General features: G+C 73.5%; 14 protein-coding genes. 6 read left to right on the top strand and 8 right to left on the bottom strand.

Going from position 1 to position 14410, the window contains the following annotated elements; all coding sequences use genetic code 11:
• Positions 1-103 precede the first annotated feature (103 nt).
• From ACGF4F_RS19025 to ACGF4F_RS19015, 3 genes are all read right to left on the bottom strand, one after another.
• Positions 104-1666 carry an AMP-binding protein gene (locus ACGF4F_RS19025; protein WP_393078855.1) on the bottom strand — a complete coding sequence of 521 codons (1563 nt, stop codon included), beginning with the start codon at positions 1664-1666 and terminating at the stop codon, positions 104-106.
• Between the two features lie 170 nt (positions 1667-1836).
• Positions 1837-3051 carry an acyl-CoA dehydrogenase family protein gene (locus ACGF4F_RS19020; RefSeq protein ID WP_357434572.1) on the bottom strand — a complete coding sequence of 405 codons (1215 nt, stop codon included), beginning with the start codon at positions 3049-3051 and terminating at the stop codon, positions 1837-1839.
• Position 3052: 1 nt separating this feature from the next.
• Complete coding sequence (locus tag ACGF4F_RS19015; RefSeq protein ID WP_357434573.1) at positions 3053-3505, bottom strand: SCP2 sterol-binding domain-containing protein; 453 nt, start codon at positions 3503-3505, stop codon at positions 3053-3055.
• A gap of 67 nt (positions 3506-3572) precedes the next feature.
• Here ACGF4F_RS19015 and ACGF4F_RS19010 point away from each other — a divergent pair, with 67 nt between their 5' ends.
• Positions 3573-4220 carry a TetR/AcrR family transcriptional regulator gene (locus tag ACGF4F_RS19010; protein ID WP_357434574.1) on the top strand — a complete coding sequence of 216 codons (648 nt, stop codon included), beginning with the start codon at positions 3573-3575 and terminating at the stop codon, positions 4218-4220.
• Here ACGF4F_RS19010 and ACGF4F_RS19005 read toward each other — a convergent pair.
• Entirely contained in the window at positions 4195-4869 is a 675-nt protein-coding gene (locus tag ACGF4F_RS19005) for a DedA family protein (RefSeq protein ID WP_357434575.1), read from the bottom strand. The genes ACGF4F_RS19010 and ACGF4F_RS19005 overlap by 26 nt on opposite strands.
• A 170-nt stretch (positions 4870-5039) precedes the next feature.
• Here ACGF4F_RS19005 and ACGF4F_RS19000 point away from each other — a divergent pair, with 170 nt between their 5' ends.
• Together ACGF4F_RS19000 and ACGF4F_RS18995 are read left to right on the top strand one after the other, a co-directional pair.
• Positions 5040-6218 carry a sensor histidine kinase gene (locus ACGF4F_RS19000; protein ID WP_393078850.1) on the top strand — a complete coding sequence of 393 codons (1179 nt, stop codon included), beginning with the start codon at positions 5040-5042 and terminating at the stop codon, positions 6216-6218.
• Positions 6215-6856, top strand: a complete 642-nt coding sequence (locus tag ACGF4F_RS18995) for a response regulator (protein ID WP_393078847.1) — start codon at positions 6215-6217, stop codon at positions 6854-6856. Before ACGF4F_RS19000 ends, ACGF4F_RS18995 begins: the two co-directional genes overlap by 4 nt.
• A gap of 13 nt (positions 6857-6869) precedes the next feature.
• Here the strand turns inward: ACGF4F_RS18995 and ACGF4F_RS18990 are convergent, their stop codons facing one another.
• The 3 genes from ACGF4F_RS18990 to ACGF4F_RS18980 all read right to left on the bottom strand — a co-directional run bounded on the left by ACGF4F_RS18990 (position 6870) and on the right by ACGF4F_RS18980 (position 10098).
• Positions 6870-7487 (bottom strand): DedA family protein, encoded by a 618-nt coding sequence (locus tag ACGF4F_RS18990; RefSeq protein ID WP_357434578.1) that lies wholly within the window; start codon positions 7485-7487, stop codon positions 6870-6872.
• 152 nt (positions 7488-7639) lie between these two features.
• A complete protein-coding gene (locus ACGF4F_RS18985) occupies positions 7640-8473 on the bottom strand; it encodes a MaoC/PaaZ C-terminal domain-containing protein (RefSeq protein WP_357434776.1) in 834 nt (277 codons plus the stop codon).
• 266 nt (positions 8474-8739) lie between these two features.
• The gene (locus ACGF4F_RS18980) at positions 8740-10098 is read right to left on the bottom strand and encodes a 3-oxoacyl-ACP reductase (RefSeq protein WP_357434579.1); all 1359 of its coding nucleotides are present in this window, start codon (positions 10096-10098) and stop codon (positions 8740-8742) included.
• Between the two features lie 162 nt (positions 10099-10260).
• Between ACGF4F_RS18980 and ACGF4F_RS18975 the strand changes: the two genes are divergently transcribed.
• From ACGF4F_RS18975 to ACGF4F_RS18965, 3 genes are all read left to right on the top strand, one after another.
• Complete coding sequence (locus tag ACGF4F_RS18975) at positions 10261-11553, top strand: acetyl-CoA C-acetyltransferase (RefSeq protein ID WP_393078841.1); 1293 nt, start codon at positions 10261-10263, stop codon at positions 11551-11553.
• 88 nt (positions 11554-11641) lie between these two features.
• Positions 11642-12160, top strand: coding sequence for a SigE family RNA polymerase sigma factor (locus ACGF4F_RS18970; protein WP_393078838.1), 519 nt, complete (start codon positions 11642-11644; stop codon positions 12158-12160).
• Positions 12157-13449: a hypothetical protein gene (locus ACGF4F_RS18965; protein ID WP_393078835.1), complete on the top strand. Its 1293-nt coding sequence runs from the start codon at positions 12157-12159 to the stop codon at positions 13447-13449. Before ACGF4F_RS18970 ends, ACGF4F_RS18965 begins: the two co-directional genes overlap by 4 nt.
• A gap of 101 nt (positions 13450-13550) precedes the next feature.
• Here the strand turns inward: ACGF4F_RS18965 and ACGF4F_RS18960 are convergent, their stop codons facing one another.
• Complete coding sequence (locus ACGF4F_RS18960; protein WP_393078832.1) at positions 13551-14291, bottom strand: SDR family NAD(P)-dependent oxidoreductase; 741 nt, start codon at positions 14289-14291, stop codon at positions 13551-13553.
• Positions 14292-14410 lie beyond the last annotated feature (119 nt).

Genomic DNA, 14410 nt, shown 5'->3' with positions numbered 1-14410 from the left:
GAGGCAGCTCCCGGACGAGTGAACGGACCTGCCGGGGACCGCCGGCGGATGGAACGTACCATCCCGCCCTCCCAGGGCAGTAGGTCCCTTTTGGCCCCTTGACTCAGCCGTAGTAGCGGCGTAGCTCGCGGGCGAGCACCTTGCCGGTGGCGTTGCGCGGCAGGTATTTCACGAAGACCACGTCCCGGGGCACCGAGTAGCGGGCCAGGTAGTGCCGCACGTACTCGCGGACCGCCTCCGGGTCGAGGGTTTCGCCGGGGTACAGGGCCAGGAACGCGGCGAGCCGCTGGCCGTACTCGGCGTCCGGTACGCCGATCACCGCGACCTCGCGGACCTGCGGCAGCCGGGCGATCAGGTCCTCGACCTCGGCGGGGAAGACGTTCTCGCCCCCGGAGACGATCATGTCGTCGGCCCGCCCGTCGACGAAGAGCAGCCCGTCGTCGAGCCGGCCCAGGTCGCCGGTGTCCAGCAGGCCGTCGCGGCGCTCCCGGCTGGCCCCCGAGGTATAGCCCTCGAAGAGCATCTCGTTGCCCACGAAGATCCGCCCGACCTGCCCCTCCCCGACCGGCTCGCCGGCGTCGTCGAGGATCGCCAGCCGGGTGCCGTGCGGCGGGCGGCCGGCACTGTTGGGCGCCGCACGCAGGTCGGCCGGGCCGGCGATGGACGCCCAGGAGACCTCGGTCGAGCCGTAGAGGTTGTGCAGGACATCGCCGTAGCGGTCCATGAACGCGGTGGCCAGCCCGCCGGGGAGGGCGGAGCCGCTGACCGCGACCACCTTCAGCGGCGGCCGGGGGTCCGGCGCCGGCACCTCCATCAGTCGTTGCAGCATCACCGGTACGGCGAACAGTGCGTCGCAGGACTGCGCCACCAGGGCGGCCAGCGTGGCTGCCGGGTCGAAGCGGCGGTGCAGCACGATGGTGGCGCGCATGGCGAACGCCACCTGGAGGGCGGCGTACCCCCAGGTGTGGAAGAGCGGCGCGGCGATCATCACGGTGTCCCGGGCGTGCAGCGGGATCCGGTCGATGATGGAGACCAGGGGGCCGAAGCCGTTCGGCGTGGGCCGGCGGGCGCCCTTGGGCGCGCCGGTGGTGCCGGAGGTGAGGACGATGGTCCGCCCGTCCCGCTCCGGCGGCTGGAGCTGTTCCCCGGGCAGGGCCCCGGCGATCAGGTCGTCCCGGGCGCGCTCGTCGACCCGGTGCACGTCGGCGGGGAGGCCGAGGATGCGCTCGGCGAACTCGGCGTCGTGCACCAGCACCCGCAGCGCCTGCTCCTCCGCCACGGTGGCGAGCTGCGCCGCGGAGAGTCCGGTGTTCACCAGTACGGCGTCCGCGCCGAGCAGCATCGACGCGACGACCGTCTCGACCAGCCCGTGGTGGTTGCGGCAGAGCACGCCGATCCGGTCGCCGGCCCGTACGCCGAACCCGGCCCGCATCGACCGGGCCAGCCGTTCCGTCCGGTCCAGCAGCTCCTGGTACGTCAGCGTGGCGCCGTGCTCGTCGACGATCGCGGTGCGCCCGGGGTCGCGGGCGGCGGCCTGGCGCAGCTCACCGGCGAGGCTCCAGCCCCATTTCCGCAGCGCGCCTAGTTGGGTGGCGACCCGGATCGGCCGGCCCGGGTTGAGCAGGCCGCGTCGGGTCAGCGTGGCGACGACGAACGGCAGGTCCACGGGGCAACCCTCCTCTCGATCAGGTACCGTGGCGGCGCGGCGCCCAGCCGGGGTGATCACCGCCGGAGCGCCTGGGCCGCCTGTGCCGGAGACCGGCGGCCCGACCCGCGACGGCGTGCCGCTCGGCACAGCGGTCGGTCGTCGCGGGCCGGATCGGGGTCCGCCGGCGATCAGCGGAGCTGCATCCCGGAGATGGCCCGGGAGATGACCAGGCGCTGGATCTCGGAGGTTCCTTCGAAGATGGTGTAGATCTTGGCGTCCCGGTACCACCGCTCCACCGGGTGGTCCCGCAGGAAGCCGGCCCCGCCGAGGAGCTGGACCGCCTTCTCGGTGACCGAGACGGCCACCTCGCCGGCCTTGAGCTTGGACATCGAGCCCTCGCCCGCGGTGAACGGCCGGTTGTTGCGGCCCATCCAGGAGGCCCGCCAGACCAGCAGCCGCGCTGCGTCGATCTCCATCTTCATGTCGGCGAGCGCGAACGCGACCGCCTGGTTCTCGATGATCGGGCGGCCGAACTGGACCCGGTTCTTGGCGTAGTCGAGGGCGTACTCGTACGCGGCGCGGGCCACGCCGAGCGCCTGCGCGCCGACGGTCGGGCGGGACAGTTCGAAGGTGCGCATCGCCGCCTGGCCGGAGGCGCGCTGCCCGGAGCGGGCCCGGGCCAACCGCTCGTCGAGCGCCTCCTTGCCGCCGAGCAGGCAGCGCCCCGGCACCCGGACGTCGTCGAGGAAGACGTCGGCGGTGTGGGACGCGCGCAGCCCGAGCTTGCGCAGCTTGCGGGTGGCGTTGAGCCCCGGCGTGCCCGGCGGTACGACGAATGCGGCCTGCCCCCGCGAGCCCAGCTCGGGGTCGACCGAGGCGGTGACCACGTGCACCCCGGCGATCCCGCCGTTGGTGGCGTACGCCTTCTGCCCGCTCAGCACCCACTCGTCGGTGGCCTCCTGGTAGACGGCCCGGGTGCGCATCGACCCGACGTCGGAGCCGGCCTCCGGCTCGGTGGTGCAGAACGCGGCGACCGCGGGCTGGTCGACGTCACCGAAGCACTGCGGCACCCATTCGACGAGCTGGTCGGGTGTGCCCGCGCCATAGATGGCGGCGACGGCCAGCGAGGTGCCGAAGATGCCCAGCCCGATGCCGGCGTCGCCCCAGAACAGTTCCTCGCTGGCGATCGGCAGCGAGAGCCCGGTGGGGTCGGCCCAGCAGGTGGCGAGGAACTCGAAGCCGTACAGGCCGACCTTCGCCGCCTCCTGGATGATCGGCCAGGGCGTCTCCTCGCGGGCGTCCCACTCGGCCGCGGCCGGGCGCACAACCTCGGCCGCGAAGCCGTGCACCCAGTCGCGGAGGTCCCGCTGTTCCTCGTTCAGGTCGAGCGAGAACTCCACCACTTCAGGCCTTCGGGATGTCGAACAGGTTGGCGATGTTGGCGGCGAGGCCCAGGTCGCCCTTGGCCTTCAGCTTGCCGGTCATGAACATCATGACCGGGTTGCCGCCACCGGAGACGATCTTCAGGAACTCGACCGGGCCCATGGTGAGGCTGAGCTTCGGGTCCCGCTGCGGGGTGTCGGAGACGGCGCAGGTGCCGTTCTCGATGACGATCTCGTAGGTGTCGGTGCCGCCGTCAGGGCGCCCGGTGACGTTCCAGTGGATGACCGCGTTGGTGGAGCCGGCACGGTCGGCCCGGAACAGGCTCGGCATCCGCTCGAAGACCGCGCTGAGGATCTTGCCGCGCAGGTCGCCGGACATGACCTCGGCGATCTTGTCGTCAGGGGTGGACTTGACCAGCTGCGCGAACTCCTTCGGGCCGACGTTCGCGAAATTGGCCGGGTCGAAGTCAGTCATGGGGGTTTGCACCTTCCGGAGCGGGCCGACTTTGGTTACTCAGCCGTAACCCTACGCACGAGTAGGTATGCTCGCAAGAGTGTCCAGCCCGACCTTCAAGCGCCTGCCCCGGGCCGTACGCGAACAGCAGATGCTGGACGCGGCGGTCAAGGTGTTCTCACGCAGGGGTTTTCACGCGGCCAGCATGGACGAGATCGCCGAAGACGCCGGCATCTCCAAGCCGATGGTGTACGCGTATCTCGGCACGAAGGAAGAACTCTTCGTCGCCTGCCTGCATCGGGAGGGCACCCGGTTGATGGAGGCCATCGCCGGGGCCGCCGCCCCCGACCTGCCCGCCGACGAACGGCTCTGGCGCGGGCTGCGCGCCTTCTTCGGCTTCGTCGGCGCGCACCGCGACGGCTGGGCGGTGCTCTACCGGCAGGCCCGCGGCGAGCGGCCGTTCGCCGCCGAGGTGGCCACCATGCGCGGCCGGCTGGTCGAGGTGGTCGCCGGCATGCTCGACCACGCGCTGCGCGCGAAGGGGCGCGAGGTGCGCGGCACCGACCTGGAGGTGGTCGCGTACGCCCTGGTCGGGGCGAGCGAGTCGCTGGCCGACTGGCTCGCCGACCACCCGGAGGCGGACCCGGAGAAGACCGCCACCCGGATGATGAACGTCGCCTGGCTCGGCGCCGACCGCCTGCTGCGCGGCGTCACCTGGCACCCGCCGGCCGACTGACCGGCGCGTCGGCGGGCACTCGCCCGCGGCCACGTACCCAACGCACCGTCTCCACGACCAGGGTCACGGCCAGTGCGATCCCCAGCCCGAGCAGCAGGCCGCGTACGGGATCCCGCTCGAAGGCGAGCCCGCCCAGGTAGCCGACGAGCGCCGAGTAGACGCCCCAGGAGGCGGCGGCTAGCGCGTCGAAGGCGAGGAACCGCCGCCGGGAGAACCGGGTCGCCCCCATGGTGAGGGTGACGGCGGTGCGTCCACCGGGGATGTAACGGGCCACGATCAGGAGCAGGCCGCCGCGGACCGCGATGGCGCGCCGGGCCCACTCCAGCGCTGCCCGCCGGCGACCCCGCCTACGACGGTGCGGCGCGTCGGATGCGGTGTCGCGGCCCGGCACGGTCGCCAGCAACCGCCCACCGGCGTGGCGGCCGATGGCGTACGAGATGTGATCCCCGACGAGCGCGCCGCAGCCGGCCACCACGATCACCAGCGGCAGGTCGGGCTGGCCGGTCGCGGCGAAGACCCCGGCGGTGATCACCGCGGTTTCACTCGGCACCGCCGGGAAGAAGCCGTCGACCACCGCGATCGCGAAGAGCGCCAGGTAGACCCAGGGTGAGGACATCGTCTGGTGGAGCAGATCGAGCACCGAATCCATGGCTCCGATGCTGGTCGCGCCGCCCGTGCGGGCCATCTGCCGTCGGTCGGCCGGCGGGGGTCACTTTCGTCGCGTCATACCCCGAGGCGTTCTCAGGGTCGGCACCCAGCCCTCCCCGGAGCTGCCCCGCGGAACTCCACCACAGCCCGCCGCCCGCCTAGGCTTGCGAGGTGACCTCCCGCGCCGCCCTGCTCCGGCGGGCCGAGCGGTACGCGCCCCTCCTGCTCGCCGTGCTGGTGGCTGCCGGCACCTGGGCCTCGGCGACCGGGGCGCTTGGCCTCCGCTCGCCGCTGCCCCAGGTGCACACTCTCGGCATCGCGCTGGCCTCGGGCGCCGCCGTCCTCGGGTCCCGCCGGTGGCCGCTGGTCACCATGGCGGCCGTCGGCTGGCTCGTGCTGGCCGCGTGGCCGGCCGCGGTCGTCGCATCCTGGCGGGCCGGCGTGCGCCTGCGCGGTCGCCGGCTCGCCGGCTACGTGCTCGGCGCCGCGCTCGTCCTCTTGGCGGGGGCGGTGATCGGCGCGGCGATTGGCGGGGAACGCCGGCTGAGCACCGGTACCCCGGCGAACGCGCTGGCGCTCTTCGCCTGGCTGGTGATCTTCCCGCTGGTCGCCGGGCTGTGGATCCAGGCGCGGCGGGACACCCTGGCCGCCCTGCGGGACCGCGCCGAGCGGCTGGAACGCGAGCAGGAGGCGCGAGCCGACCGGGCCCGGGCCGAGGAGCGGGCCCGGATCGCCCGGGAGATGCACGACGTGGTGGCGCACCGGGTCTCACTGATGGTGGTGCACGCCGGCGCGCTGGAGGTGACCGCAGCCGAGCCCGCCACGATCGAGGCGGCCGCCCTGATCCGGTCCACCGGCCGTTCGGCGTTGGCCGACCTGCGGGACGTGCTCGGCGTGCTGCGTCAGCCGCCGCCGGCCGCTGACGGCGCGCCGCTCAGCGTAACCTCCACGCCCCCGCCCGCCGGTCTGGACGCGATCGACGAATTGGTCGGGGAGTCGCGTGAAGCTGGCCTCGAGGTACATCGCCAGGACGAGGGGACGCCGCGGCCGGTGCCGGGTGCCGTCGCGCGGACCGCGTACCGGGTGGTGCAGGAAGGGCTGACCAACGCCCGCAAGCACGCCCCGAATGCCGAGGTCACTGTCCGCCTGTGCCACCTGCCCGACGGGGTCGAGGTCAGCGTCCGTAACGGCCCTTCGGCCCGGCGCGGTCCCGCCCTGCCCGGCGCGGGGCTCGGTCTGGTCGGGCTGCGGGAGCGGGTCGAACTGGTCGGCGGGCGGTTGGCGGCCGGCCCTGGGGCGGACGGAGGATTTGTGCTTCGGGCGCTCATCCCGACGGAGGTGGGGTCTTGATCCGTACCCTGATCGCTGACGACGAGCAACTGGTCCGTGCAGGCCTGCGGCTGATCCTCGATGCGGCGCCGGACATCGCGGTGGTCGGCGAGGCCGCCGACGGCGACGAGGCGCTGGTCGCAGCCATCCGGCTGCGACCCGACGTGGTGCTGCTGGACGTCCGCATGCCCGGCACCGACGGGCTGGCGGCTGCGCCGCGGATCGTCGCGAAGGGCCCCAAGGTCGTCATGCTGACCACCTTCGACCTGGACGAGTACGTGCACGAGGCGCTGCGTGCCGGGGCGGTCGGCTTTCTGCTGAAGGACACGCCGCCGGGGGAACTCGCCGCAGCCGTGCGGACCGTCGCCGCCGGCAACGCCATGCTCGCCCCGGCGGTGACCCGGCGGCTGATCAACTCCTTCGCCGAACGTGGCCCGGGCCGGCGGGAGGCCGCCCGGCAGCGGCTGGCCCGGCTGACCGACCGGGAGGCGGCGGTCGTCCGGGAGGTGGCTCGGGGAGACGCGAACGCCGACGTGGCCCGACGACTCGGGATGAGCGAGGGCACCGTCAAGGCGTACGTCAGCCGGGCCCTGGCCAAGCTCGGGGCGAGCAACCGGGTGCAGCTCGCCATCCTGGTCCACGATGCCGATCTGCTGTGAGGCCGGGGCGGGCTCAGCGGCGGGTGGCGGCGCGGGACCGGGACCGGCGGCGGGCCCAGCGGACAGCTTCGAACACTCCGGTGGCCACGAGCGACAGACCCACCCCGAGCAGCAGGCCCTCGATCGGGTTCTGCTTGAAGGTCAGCCCGCCGAAGTAGCCGAGCAGCCCGCAGTAGAGCGCCCAGGCGGCGCAGGCGAGCAGGTCGTACATCAGGAAACAGCGGAGCGGGTAGCGGACCGCGCCCATGGTCAGGGTGACCGCCGTCCGGCCGCCCGGGACGTAGCGGGCGGTGGTCAGGATGAGCCCGCCGCGCCGGTCGACCGCCCGGCGGGCCCACTCGGAGCTCGCCCGTCGCCGGCTGTCGGCGGGCAGCCGGGCCAGCCGGTGCGCGCCGCCGCCGCGCCCGATGGCGTACGAGAGGTGGTCGCCGGCGAGCGCGCCGAGCGCGGCGGCCACGATCAGCGCGACCAGGGCGGGTTCCCCGTCCGCCGCGAAGACCGCGGCGGTGATCACCACCGTCTCGCCGGGCAGCAGCGGGAAGAACGCGTCGATCGCGGTGACCACGAAGATCACCAGGTACGCCCACGGCGAGGTCGCCGTCTGGCGCAGCAGGTCGAGCACGTCCCCCATGCCCTCATGCTGGTGCCGCCGGACGGGCCGGCGGGCCGAGTCACCGGATCACGTCCCCGCGCCCGCTGCCCTGCCGGCCCCGCACCCACCGGTGAGAAGGCCCTTCCTTACCGGTCACCTTGTCCGCTGCGGTCGGGCCGTCCGGTTTGGGGTCAGCGGACGGTGCCCACCAGCTGCGGCCCGCCGGACCGCGCGTCGTGCAGGGCGAAATCCCAGGTCCCGCCGGTCGCGGTGGCGCTGAAGGCCACCGTGGACGGCAGCGGCACCGGCAGCTTGAACGCCACGTTCACCGAGTACGCCTCCGGCAGCCGGCTCTCCAGCGCGGCCAGGCAGTGGGCCTTGCTCCACATGCCGTGCGCGATCGGGCGGGGGAAACCGAACAGGCGTGCCCCGAGCACCGAGGTGTGGATCGGGTTGTGGTCGCCGGAGACCCGGGCGTAGTCGCTGCCCACCCGGGGGGTCACCCGCCAGTGCGCCGCGGTGGCCGGCAGGTCCGGGCGGTCACCCCGGTCGCGTCGCGGGCCGCCGCCCGCCTTCCGCTCCTTCCCGAGGTACGTCGAGACGCCCCGCCAGACCTCCGTGCCGTCGACCGAGCCGACCAGCACCACGTCGAGCTGCCGGCCCCGCTCGTGCGGGCGCAGGTTCTCGGCGTACGTGTGGAAGTCCAGGGTCTCGCCGGCCTCGATCGGCCGGTGCACGGTGATCCGGTTCGCCACGTGCACCACCCCGGTCAGCGGGATCGGGAACTCCGCCGCGGTCATCAGCCGCAGCGCCAGCGGGAAGCCCAGCACGTGCACGTACGTCGCCGGCAGCCGGTCGGTGAGCCGGAAGCCGCAGACCCGGTCGTAGTCGGCCAGGTGCGCCCGGTCCACGGTCACCCCGCCCACGCCGAGTTCCACCTCGGGCAGCTCCTGGCCGCGCCGGCCGCCCATCCCGGGCAGGGCGCCGAGCAGGGCCCGCCGGTAGAGCACGCCAGCCGCCGGCATCCGAGGCAGGTCGATGCGGACGCGCCCCGCGGTGCCGACGGTCGCTGGCGCGACCGCCGCCCCGGCGACGGCCGACAGGTCCCGGGTGACCTCGGCGGCCGCGCCGGAGAGGTCCTGCGTCTCGTCGGCGGACGGGCGCGGCTCGCCGGCCGCCCCCGCCACGGCGGCCCGGGCCGCGGTGAGGTCCTGGGTCGGGCCCTCGATCAACTCGTGTACCGACAGCTCCTCGACCGGCTCCTCCGGCCGCCGCTGCTTGCGCCGCGCCATCACGCCCCCAGCAGGCTCTGGCCGCAGACGCGGACCACGTTGCCGCTGACCGCGCCGGTCGCCGGCCACGCGAGCCAGCCGATCGTCTCGGCCACGTCCACCGGCAGTCCGCCCTGGGCCATGCTGTTCATCCGGCGGCCCGCTTCCCGGATCAGCAACGGGATCCGAGCGGTCAGCCGGGTCTCGATGAACCCGGGCGCGACCGCGTTGAGGCTGATCCCGCGTTCGCGCAGCACCGGGGCGAGCGAGTCGACCAGGCCGATCACGCCGGCCTTGCTGGTCGCGTAGTTGGTCTGCCCCCGGTTGCCGGCGATGCCGGCGATCGAGGAGACCGAGACGATCCGGCCGCCGGCCGGGATCAGGTCGCGCTCCAGCAGCAGGTCGTTGATCCGCTCCTGGCTGGACAGGTTCACGTCGATCACCGAGTCCCAGCGGTCGGCGTCCATCCGGCCGAGCGTCCGGTCCCGGGTGATGCCGGCGTTGTGCACCACCACGTCGACCCGGCCGTGCCGACTCGCCAGGTGCTCGGCCAGCCGGGTCGGCGCGTCCGCCGCGGTCAGGTCGAGCTGCACCGCGCTGCCGCCGACCTCGTTGGCGACGGTGGCCAGCTCGTCCCCGGCAGCGGGGATGTCCAGCGCCACTACCCGGGCGCCGTCCCGGGCGAGCACCCGCGCCAGTGCCGCGCCGATGCCCCGGGCCGCCCCGGTGACCAGGACCACCTGGCCGTCCAGCGGCCGGTCCCAGTCGGCCGGCGGGGTGGCCGCGCCAGCGCCGACCCGGATCACCTGCCCGGAGACGTACGCGGAGCGGCCCGACAGCAGGAAGCGCAGCGTGGACTCCAGGCTGACCGGGGTGCCGGCGTCACCGTGCCTCGTGACGTACGCGAGCTGCGCGGTGACGCCCCGGCCGAACTCCTTGCCGATGCTGCGGGTCAGCCCCTCCAGGGCGCGCTGGGCGGTCGCCTCGCGGGGCGAGTCGCACTCGGCCGGCGGGGTGCCCAGCACGATCACCCGGCCGCAGGGAAGCAGGGCCCGGGCGTGCGGGTGGAAGAAGTCGTAGAGCTGGCGCAGTTCGGACGAGTCGGTGAGACCGGTCGCGTCGTACACCAGGGCGGCGAAGCGCGAGGTGGCGTCGGTGGCGGCGGCTGGGTCGGGCAGCTCGACCCCGGCGGCGGCCAGGATCTTGCCGATCGGTTCGGCGAGCCGGCCACCGGTCGACGAGCCGAGCAGGACCGGCCCGGGAACGAGCGGGTCGCCCGGAGTGTGCCGGCGCAGTCGGGGCGGGTCGGGCAGCCCGAGGCGCTTGACCAGGGTGCGGCCGGCCCCCGTGTGGACGAAGCTCGCGTAGCGGTCGCTCATGCCCGTAGCCTACTGGCGAGTAGGTTGGACGCAACCCCTGCCATGCCGGCGCTGGTCGTCCGCCTGGAACCGGGCCGGCGGCCCAGGACTCGCGCCGTGGCCGCCGCGCGGCGTAGCCTACTGGCGAGTAGGGTACGGGCAACCGAATCGAGGAGGCCGATCATGCAGAGTGTCCGGCGGGTCGCGGTGATCGGCGGCAACCGCATCCCCTTCGCCCGGTCCAACTCGCGCTACGCGCACGCGTCCAACGCCGATCTGCTCGGCGCGGCGCTCGACGGCCTGGTCGCCCGCTTCGGCCTGGCCGGGCAGCGGGTCGGCGAGGTGGTCGCCGGCGCGGTGCTCAAGCACTCCCGCGACTTCAACCTCACCCGCGAGGTGGTGCTCGGCTCCCGGCTCGACCCGCACACCCCGGCGTACGACATCCAGCAGGCCTGCGGCACCGGACTCGAAGCCGCCATCCTGGTCGCCAACAAGATCGCCCTGGGGCAGCTCGAGGTCGGCATCGCCGGTGGTGTCGACACCACCTCGGACGCGCCGCTGGCCCTCAACGAGGACCTGCGCCGTACGCTGCTCGCGCTCAACTCCGCCCGGACCGTCGGCGAGCGGCTGAAGGTCGCCGCCAAGCTCCGCCCGCTCCAGCCGTTCAAGCCGGAGATCCCGCGCAACGCGGAGCCGCGTACCGGGCTGTCCATGGGGGAGCACGCGGCGCGGACGGCGCTGCGGTGGAACATCGACCGGCAGGCCCAGGACGAGCTGGCGCTCCGCTCGCACCGGCGGCTCGCCGCCGCGTACGACAAGGGGTTCTTCGACGATCTGATGACCCCCTACCTCGGGCTCACCCGGGACCAGAACCTCCGCCCGGACACCAGCCTGGAGAAGCTCGGCTCGCTGAAGCCGGTCTTCGGCACGAAGGGCCCGGACGCCGAGCGGGCCACCATGACCGCCGGCAACTCCTCCCCGCTCACCGACGGCGCGTCGACGGTGCTGCTGGCCTCCGAGGAGTGGGCGCGCGAGCACCACCTGCCGGTGCTGGCCTGGTTCTCCTGGTCCGAGACCGCCGCGGTCGACTTCGTGCACGGCGACGAGGGGCTGCTGATGGCCCCCGTGTACGCGGTGCCCCGGATGCTGGCCCGGGCCGGCCTCACCCTGCAGGATTTCGACTTCTACGAGATCCACGAGGCGTTCGCCGCGCAGGTGCTGGCCACCCTGGCCGCCTGGGAGTCGCCGGAGTTCGGCAAGGAGCGGCTGGGCCTGGACGCGCCGCTCGGGTCGATCGACCGGGACAAGCTCAACGTCAACGGCTCCTCGCTGGCCGCCGGGCACCCGTTCGCGGCCACCGGCGGCCGGATCGTGGCCACCCTGGCCAAGCTCCTCGACCAGAAGGGGAGCGGTCGGGGCCTGATCTCCATCTGCGCCGCCGGCGGGCAGGGCGTGACGGCGATCCTGGAGCGTTGAGCCTGCCCCGTCCTGATCCCGTCCCGGGCAACCCGCGCCCACCATCCCTCCGTCACCTGGGCATGAGGCGAACTAGGGGCCCCGGATCGTGAACCGGGCCGACGAGGACGAATACCGGCAGTTCGTGGTTGCCCGGCTGGAGGCGTTGCGCCGCACGGCGTACCTGCTCTGCCGCGACTGGCACACCGCCGACGACCTGGTCTCCATCACCATCGGCAAGCTCTACCGGCACTGGCGCCGGGTCCGCGCGGCGGACAACGTCGACGCGTACGTGCGGGGTGTGCTGACCAACGCCTGGCTGGACGAGCGGCGCCGGCCCTGGCGGCGCGAGCAGGCGACGGACGAGGTGCCGGACCAGGTCGATCTGGCGTTGCCGCAGACGGCCCTGGTCGACCGGCAGGCCCTGCTTGAACTGCTGGGGGAGCTGCCGCCGCGGCGGCGGGCGGTGATCGTGCTGCGCTTCTACTGCGACCTGTCCGTAGAGGAGACCGCCGAGGCGTTGGGGATCAGCCCCGGCACGGTGAAGAGCCAGGCGGCCCGCGGCCTCGAGATGCTCCGCGTCCTCGCCACCAGCGCGTCGGGCCGATCCGTGGAGGAGTGGGCATGAGCTACCGGGAGTTTCTGGACGAGGCGATCGGCGACTCGCCGGTCTCGACGATCGACGTCGATCAGGTGATCATGCGGCAGCGCCGTAACCGCAGGCTGCGCCGCTGGGGGGTGTGCGGTGGCGCGGCGGCAGCGGTGCTGGGGGTGACCGCCACGGCGGCCCTCGGGCTGCCGTCGGTCGGGCGGCAGCCGGCCCCCGCCGAGCGGCCCCGGATCACCACCGTGGCGGGCACCCCGGAGGACGTGGCGCGCCTGGACGGCGCGGTGAAGGCGGCGGTGGAGCGGGCGGTGCCTGGCGTGACCTGGGGCATCAACGCCACCGAGGGGTCGCCCTTGCGCCACGCCAATGATCCGCGGAACGGCGGTGAAGACCCTTCGAACGGTGTCGCCTCCTACCGCGGGTACGGCACCATCACGGTGAACGGAGTCAAGGCGCATCTCTCGATCTTTATCAACCGCCAGCAGGGCGACCGGTCCCGCGAGGCGCCCTGTGTCGAGCGGCCCGAGGTGAACCAGACCTGCCGGGAGAGCGTTGGCCCGAACGGCGAGCGGATCACACTGATGAACATGTCGCGGGTGGAGCAGGCATCGAGTGGTCGGCGACACATCCGAGACAATCGCTACCTGCTCGTCCACCGGCCGGACGACAGCCTCGTATCGGTGTTGCTGGAAAGTGCGGCGTCGACGGGCGGATTTGCGCTTACCGCCGAGCAGTTGACCGCCGTCGGTCTCGACCCCGGCCTCGTGTTGGCCCCGCTCCCGCCCGGTGTGCGTCTGACCCCACCGGCGTCGCCATCGGCGTCCCCGCGGCAGCCTTCCCCGCAGCAGAAGCGGATCGACAACGCGATATTCGCCGCGCTGCGCAAGCAGGCACCCGGGGTCAAGGGCGCGGGCGGTGCCTCCGATACCCCGACCGACCTGGCCTCGGTCTGGACGGACGGCGGCGGGAAGAACACCGCCGACGAGTACTGGGGACAGGGGCGGCTCCGGGCCGACAAGGCGACCGGGCTCTTCTCGGTGCAGATCTGGCGGACCGACCCGGGCCTGGGCAGCCTGACCTGCGGGAAGAACACCAAGATGTACACCTGCAAGGCCGGAACCGGGCCGCACGGCGAGAAGTACCGCACTGTCACCATCGGGGGCAGCTCGGCCGAGCGGACGGTCGACGTCCGGCGCGCGGACGGCTCCTGGCTCTGGGTGAACCTCATCGGCGACAGGGGGAACTTCCCGCTGACCCCGGCGCAGCAGCAGGCCATCGCGTTCGACCCGGCGATCGCCCTGGCGCAGTGAAGTAGTGAGCAGACCGGGGCGGGCCGATCCGCCGCCCGCCCCGGCTCCTCGTCCGGCCCGGCGACTCCTGCCCGCGGCGCCGGGCCGGATCTGCAACCGGATCAGGCGGTGCCGCCGCCGTCGATGGCGATCGACGCGCCGGTGATGTGCCGCCCGCCGTCGCCCACCAGGTGGCTGACCGTCGCCGCCACGTCGGCGGGCGTCCCGTACCGGCCGAGGGCGATGTGTTCCCGCTGTGCGTCGGCGCCGGCGCTGTCCGCCGGGTTCATGTCGGTGTCGGTGGAACCGGGCAGGAGCACGTTGACGGTGATCCCGCGCGGGCCGAGTTCCCGGGCGAGGGCCCGGGTGAGGCCGTTGACCGCGCTCTTGGTCATGGCGTAGACGCTCACCCCGGGGGCCGGGACGCGGCTGGCGAAGCTGCTGCCGATGTTGACGATCCGCCCGCCGGTGCCCATGTGGCGTACCGCCGCCTGGGTGGCCAGGAACACCCCGCGAACGTGCACGGCAATAGCCCGGTCGAGGTCGTCGAGGCCGACCTCCTCGATCGGTCCGTACGAGAACACCCCGGCGTTGTTCACCAGGATGTCCAGCCGGCCCAGTTCGGCGACGGTCTGCTCGACCGCCCCGACCACCGCCGTCGCGTCTGTGCTGTCGGCCTGGATCGCCAGGCCGGTGCGGCCGTACGCCTCGACGTCGGCGACCACGAGCTTCGCGCTGTCCCCCGCCTCGCGGTAGGTGAACGCGACGTGGGCGCCGTCCTCGGCCAGGCGGCGCACGACGGCGGCACCGATACCACGGCTCCCGCCGGTGACCAGGGCGACCTTGCCGGTAAGTCTGGACACGCTTCCCCAATCCTGTTTGTCGACTCAGGAGTGTGATCACCCTATCCGGGTTGCCGGCCGTCCCTACCGTGGACGCCAGCCCGCCCGGACGTCACCGGCGGCGGCACCCGCGAGGGAGT

Origin of the sequence: Micromonospora sp. NPDC047740, assembly GCF_043204735.1 — a bacterium.
Taxonomy (GTDB): Bacteria; Actinomycetota; Actinomycetes; order Mycobacteriales; family Micromonosporaceae; genus Micromonospora.
This window is presented reverse-complemented; position numbering and strand designations above follow the sequence as displayed.

Excerpts from the sequence above, each read along its gene's own strand:
- ACGF4F_RS19015 (WP_357434573.1), bottom strand. The coding sequence starts at position 3,505 with ATGACTGACTTCGACCCGGCCAATTTCGCGAACGTCGGCCCGAAGGAG.
- ACGF4F_RS19010 (WP_357434574.1), top strand. The coding sequence starts at position 3,573 with ATGCTCGCAAGAGTGTCCAGCCCGACCTTCAAGCGCCTGCCCCGGGCC.
- ACGF4F_RS19005 (WP_357434575.1), bottom strand. The coding sequence starts at position 4,869 with ATGGATTCGGTGCTCGATCTGCTCCACCAGACGATGTCCTCACCCTGG.
- ACGF4F_RS18990 (WP_357434578.1), bottom strand. The coding sequence starts at position 7,487 with ATGGGGGACGTGCTCGACCTGCTGCGCCAGACGGCGACCTCGCCGTGG.
- ACGF4F_RS18985 (WP_357434776.1), bottom strand. The coding sequence starts at position 8,473 with ATGCCGGCGGCTGGCGTGCTCTACCGGCGGGCCCTGCTCGGCGCCCTG.
- ACGF4F_RS18980 (WP_357434579.1), bottom strand. The coding sequence starts at position 10,098 with ATGAGCGACCGCTACGCGAGCTTCGTCCACACGGGGGCCGGCCGCACC.
- ACGF4F_RS18975 (WP_393078841.1), top strand. The coding sequence starts at position 10,261 with ATGCAGAGTGTCCGGCGGGTCGCGGTGATCGGCGGCAACCGCATCCCC.
- ACGF4F_RS18965 (WP_393078835.1), top strand. The coding sequence starts at position 12,157 with ATGAGCTACCGGGAGTTTCTGGACGAGGCGATCGGCGACTCGCCGGTC.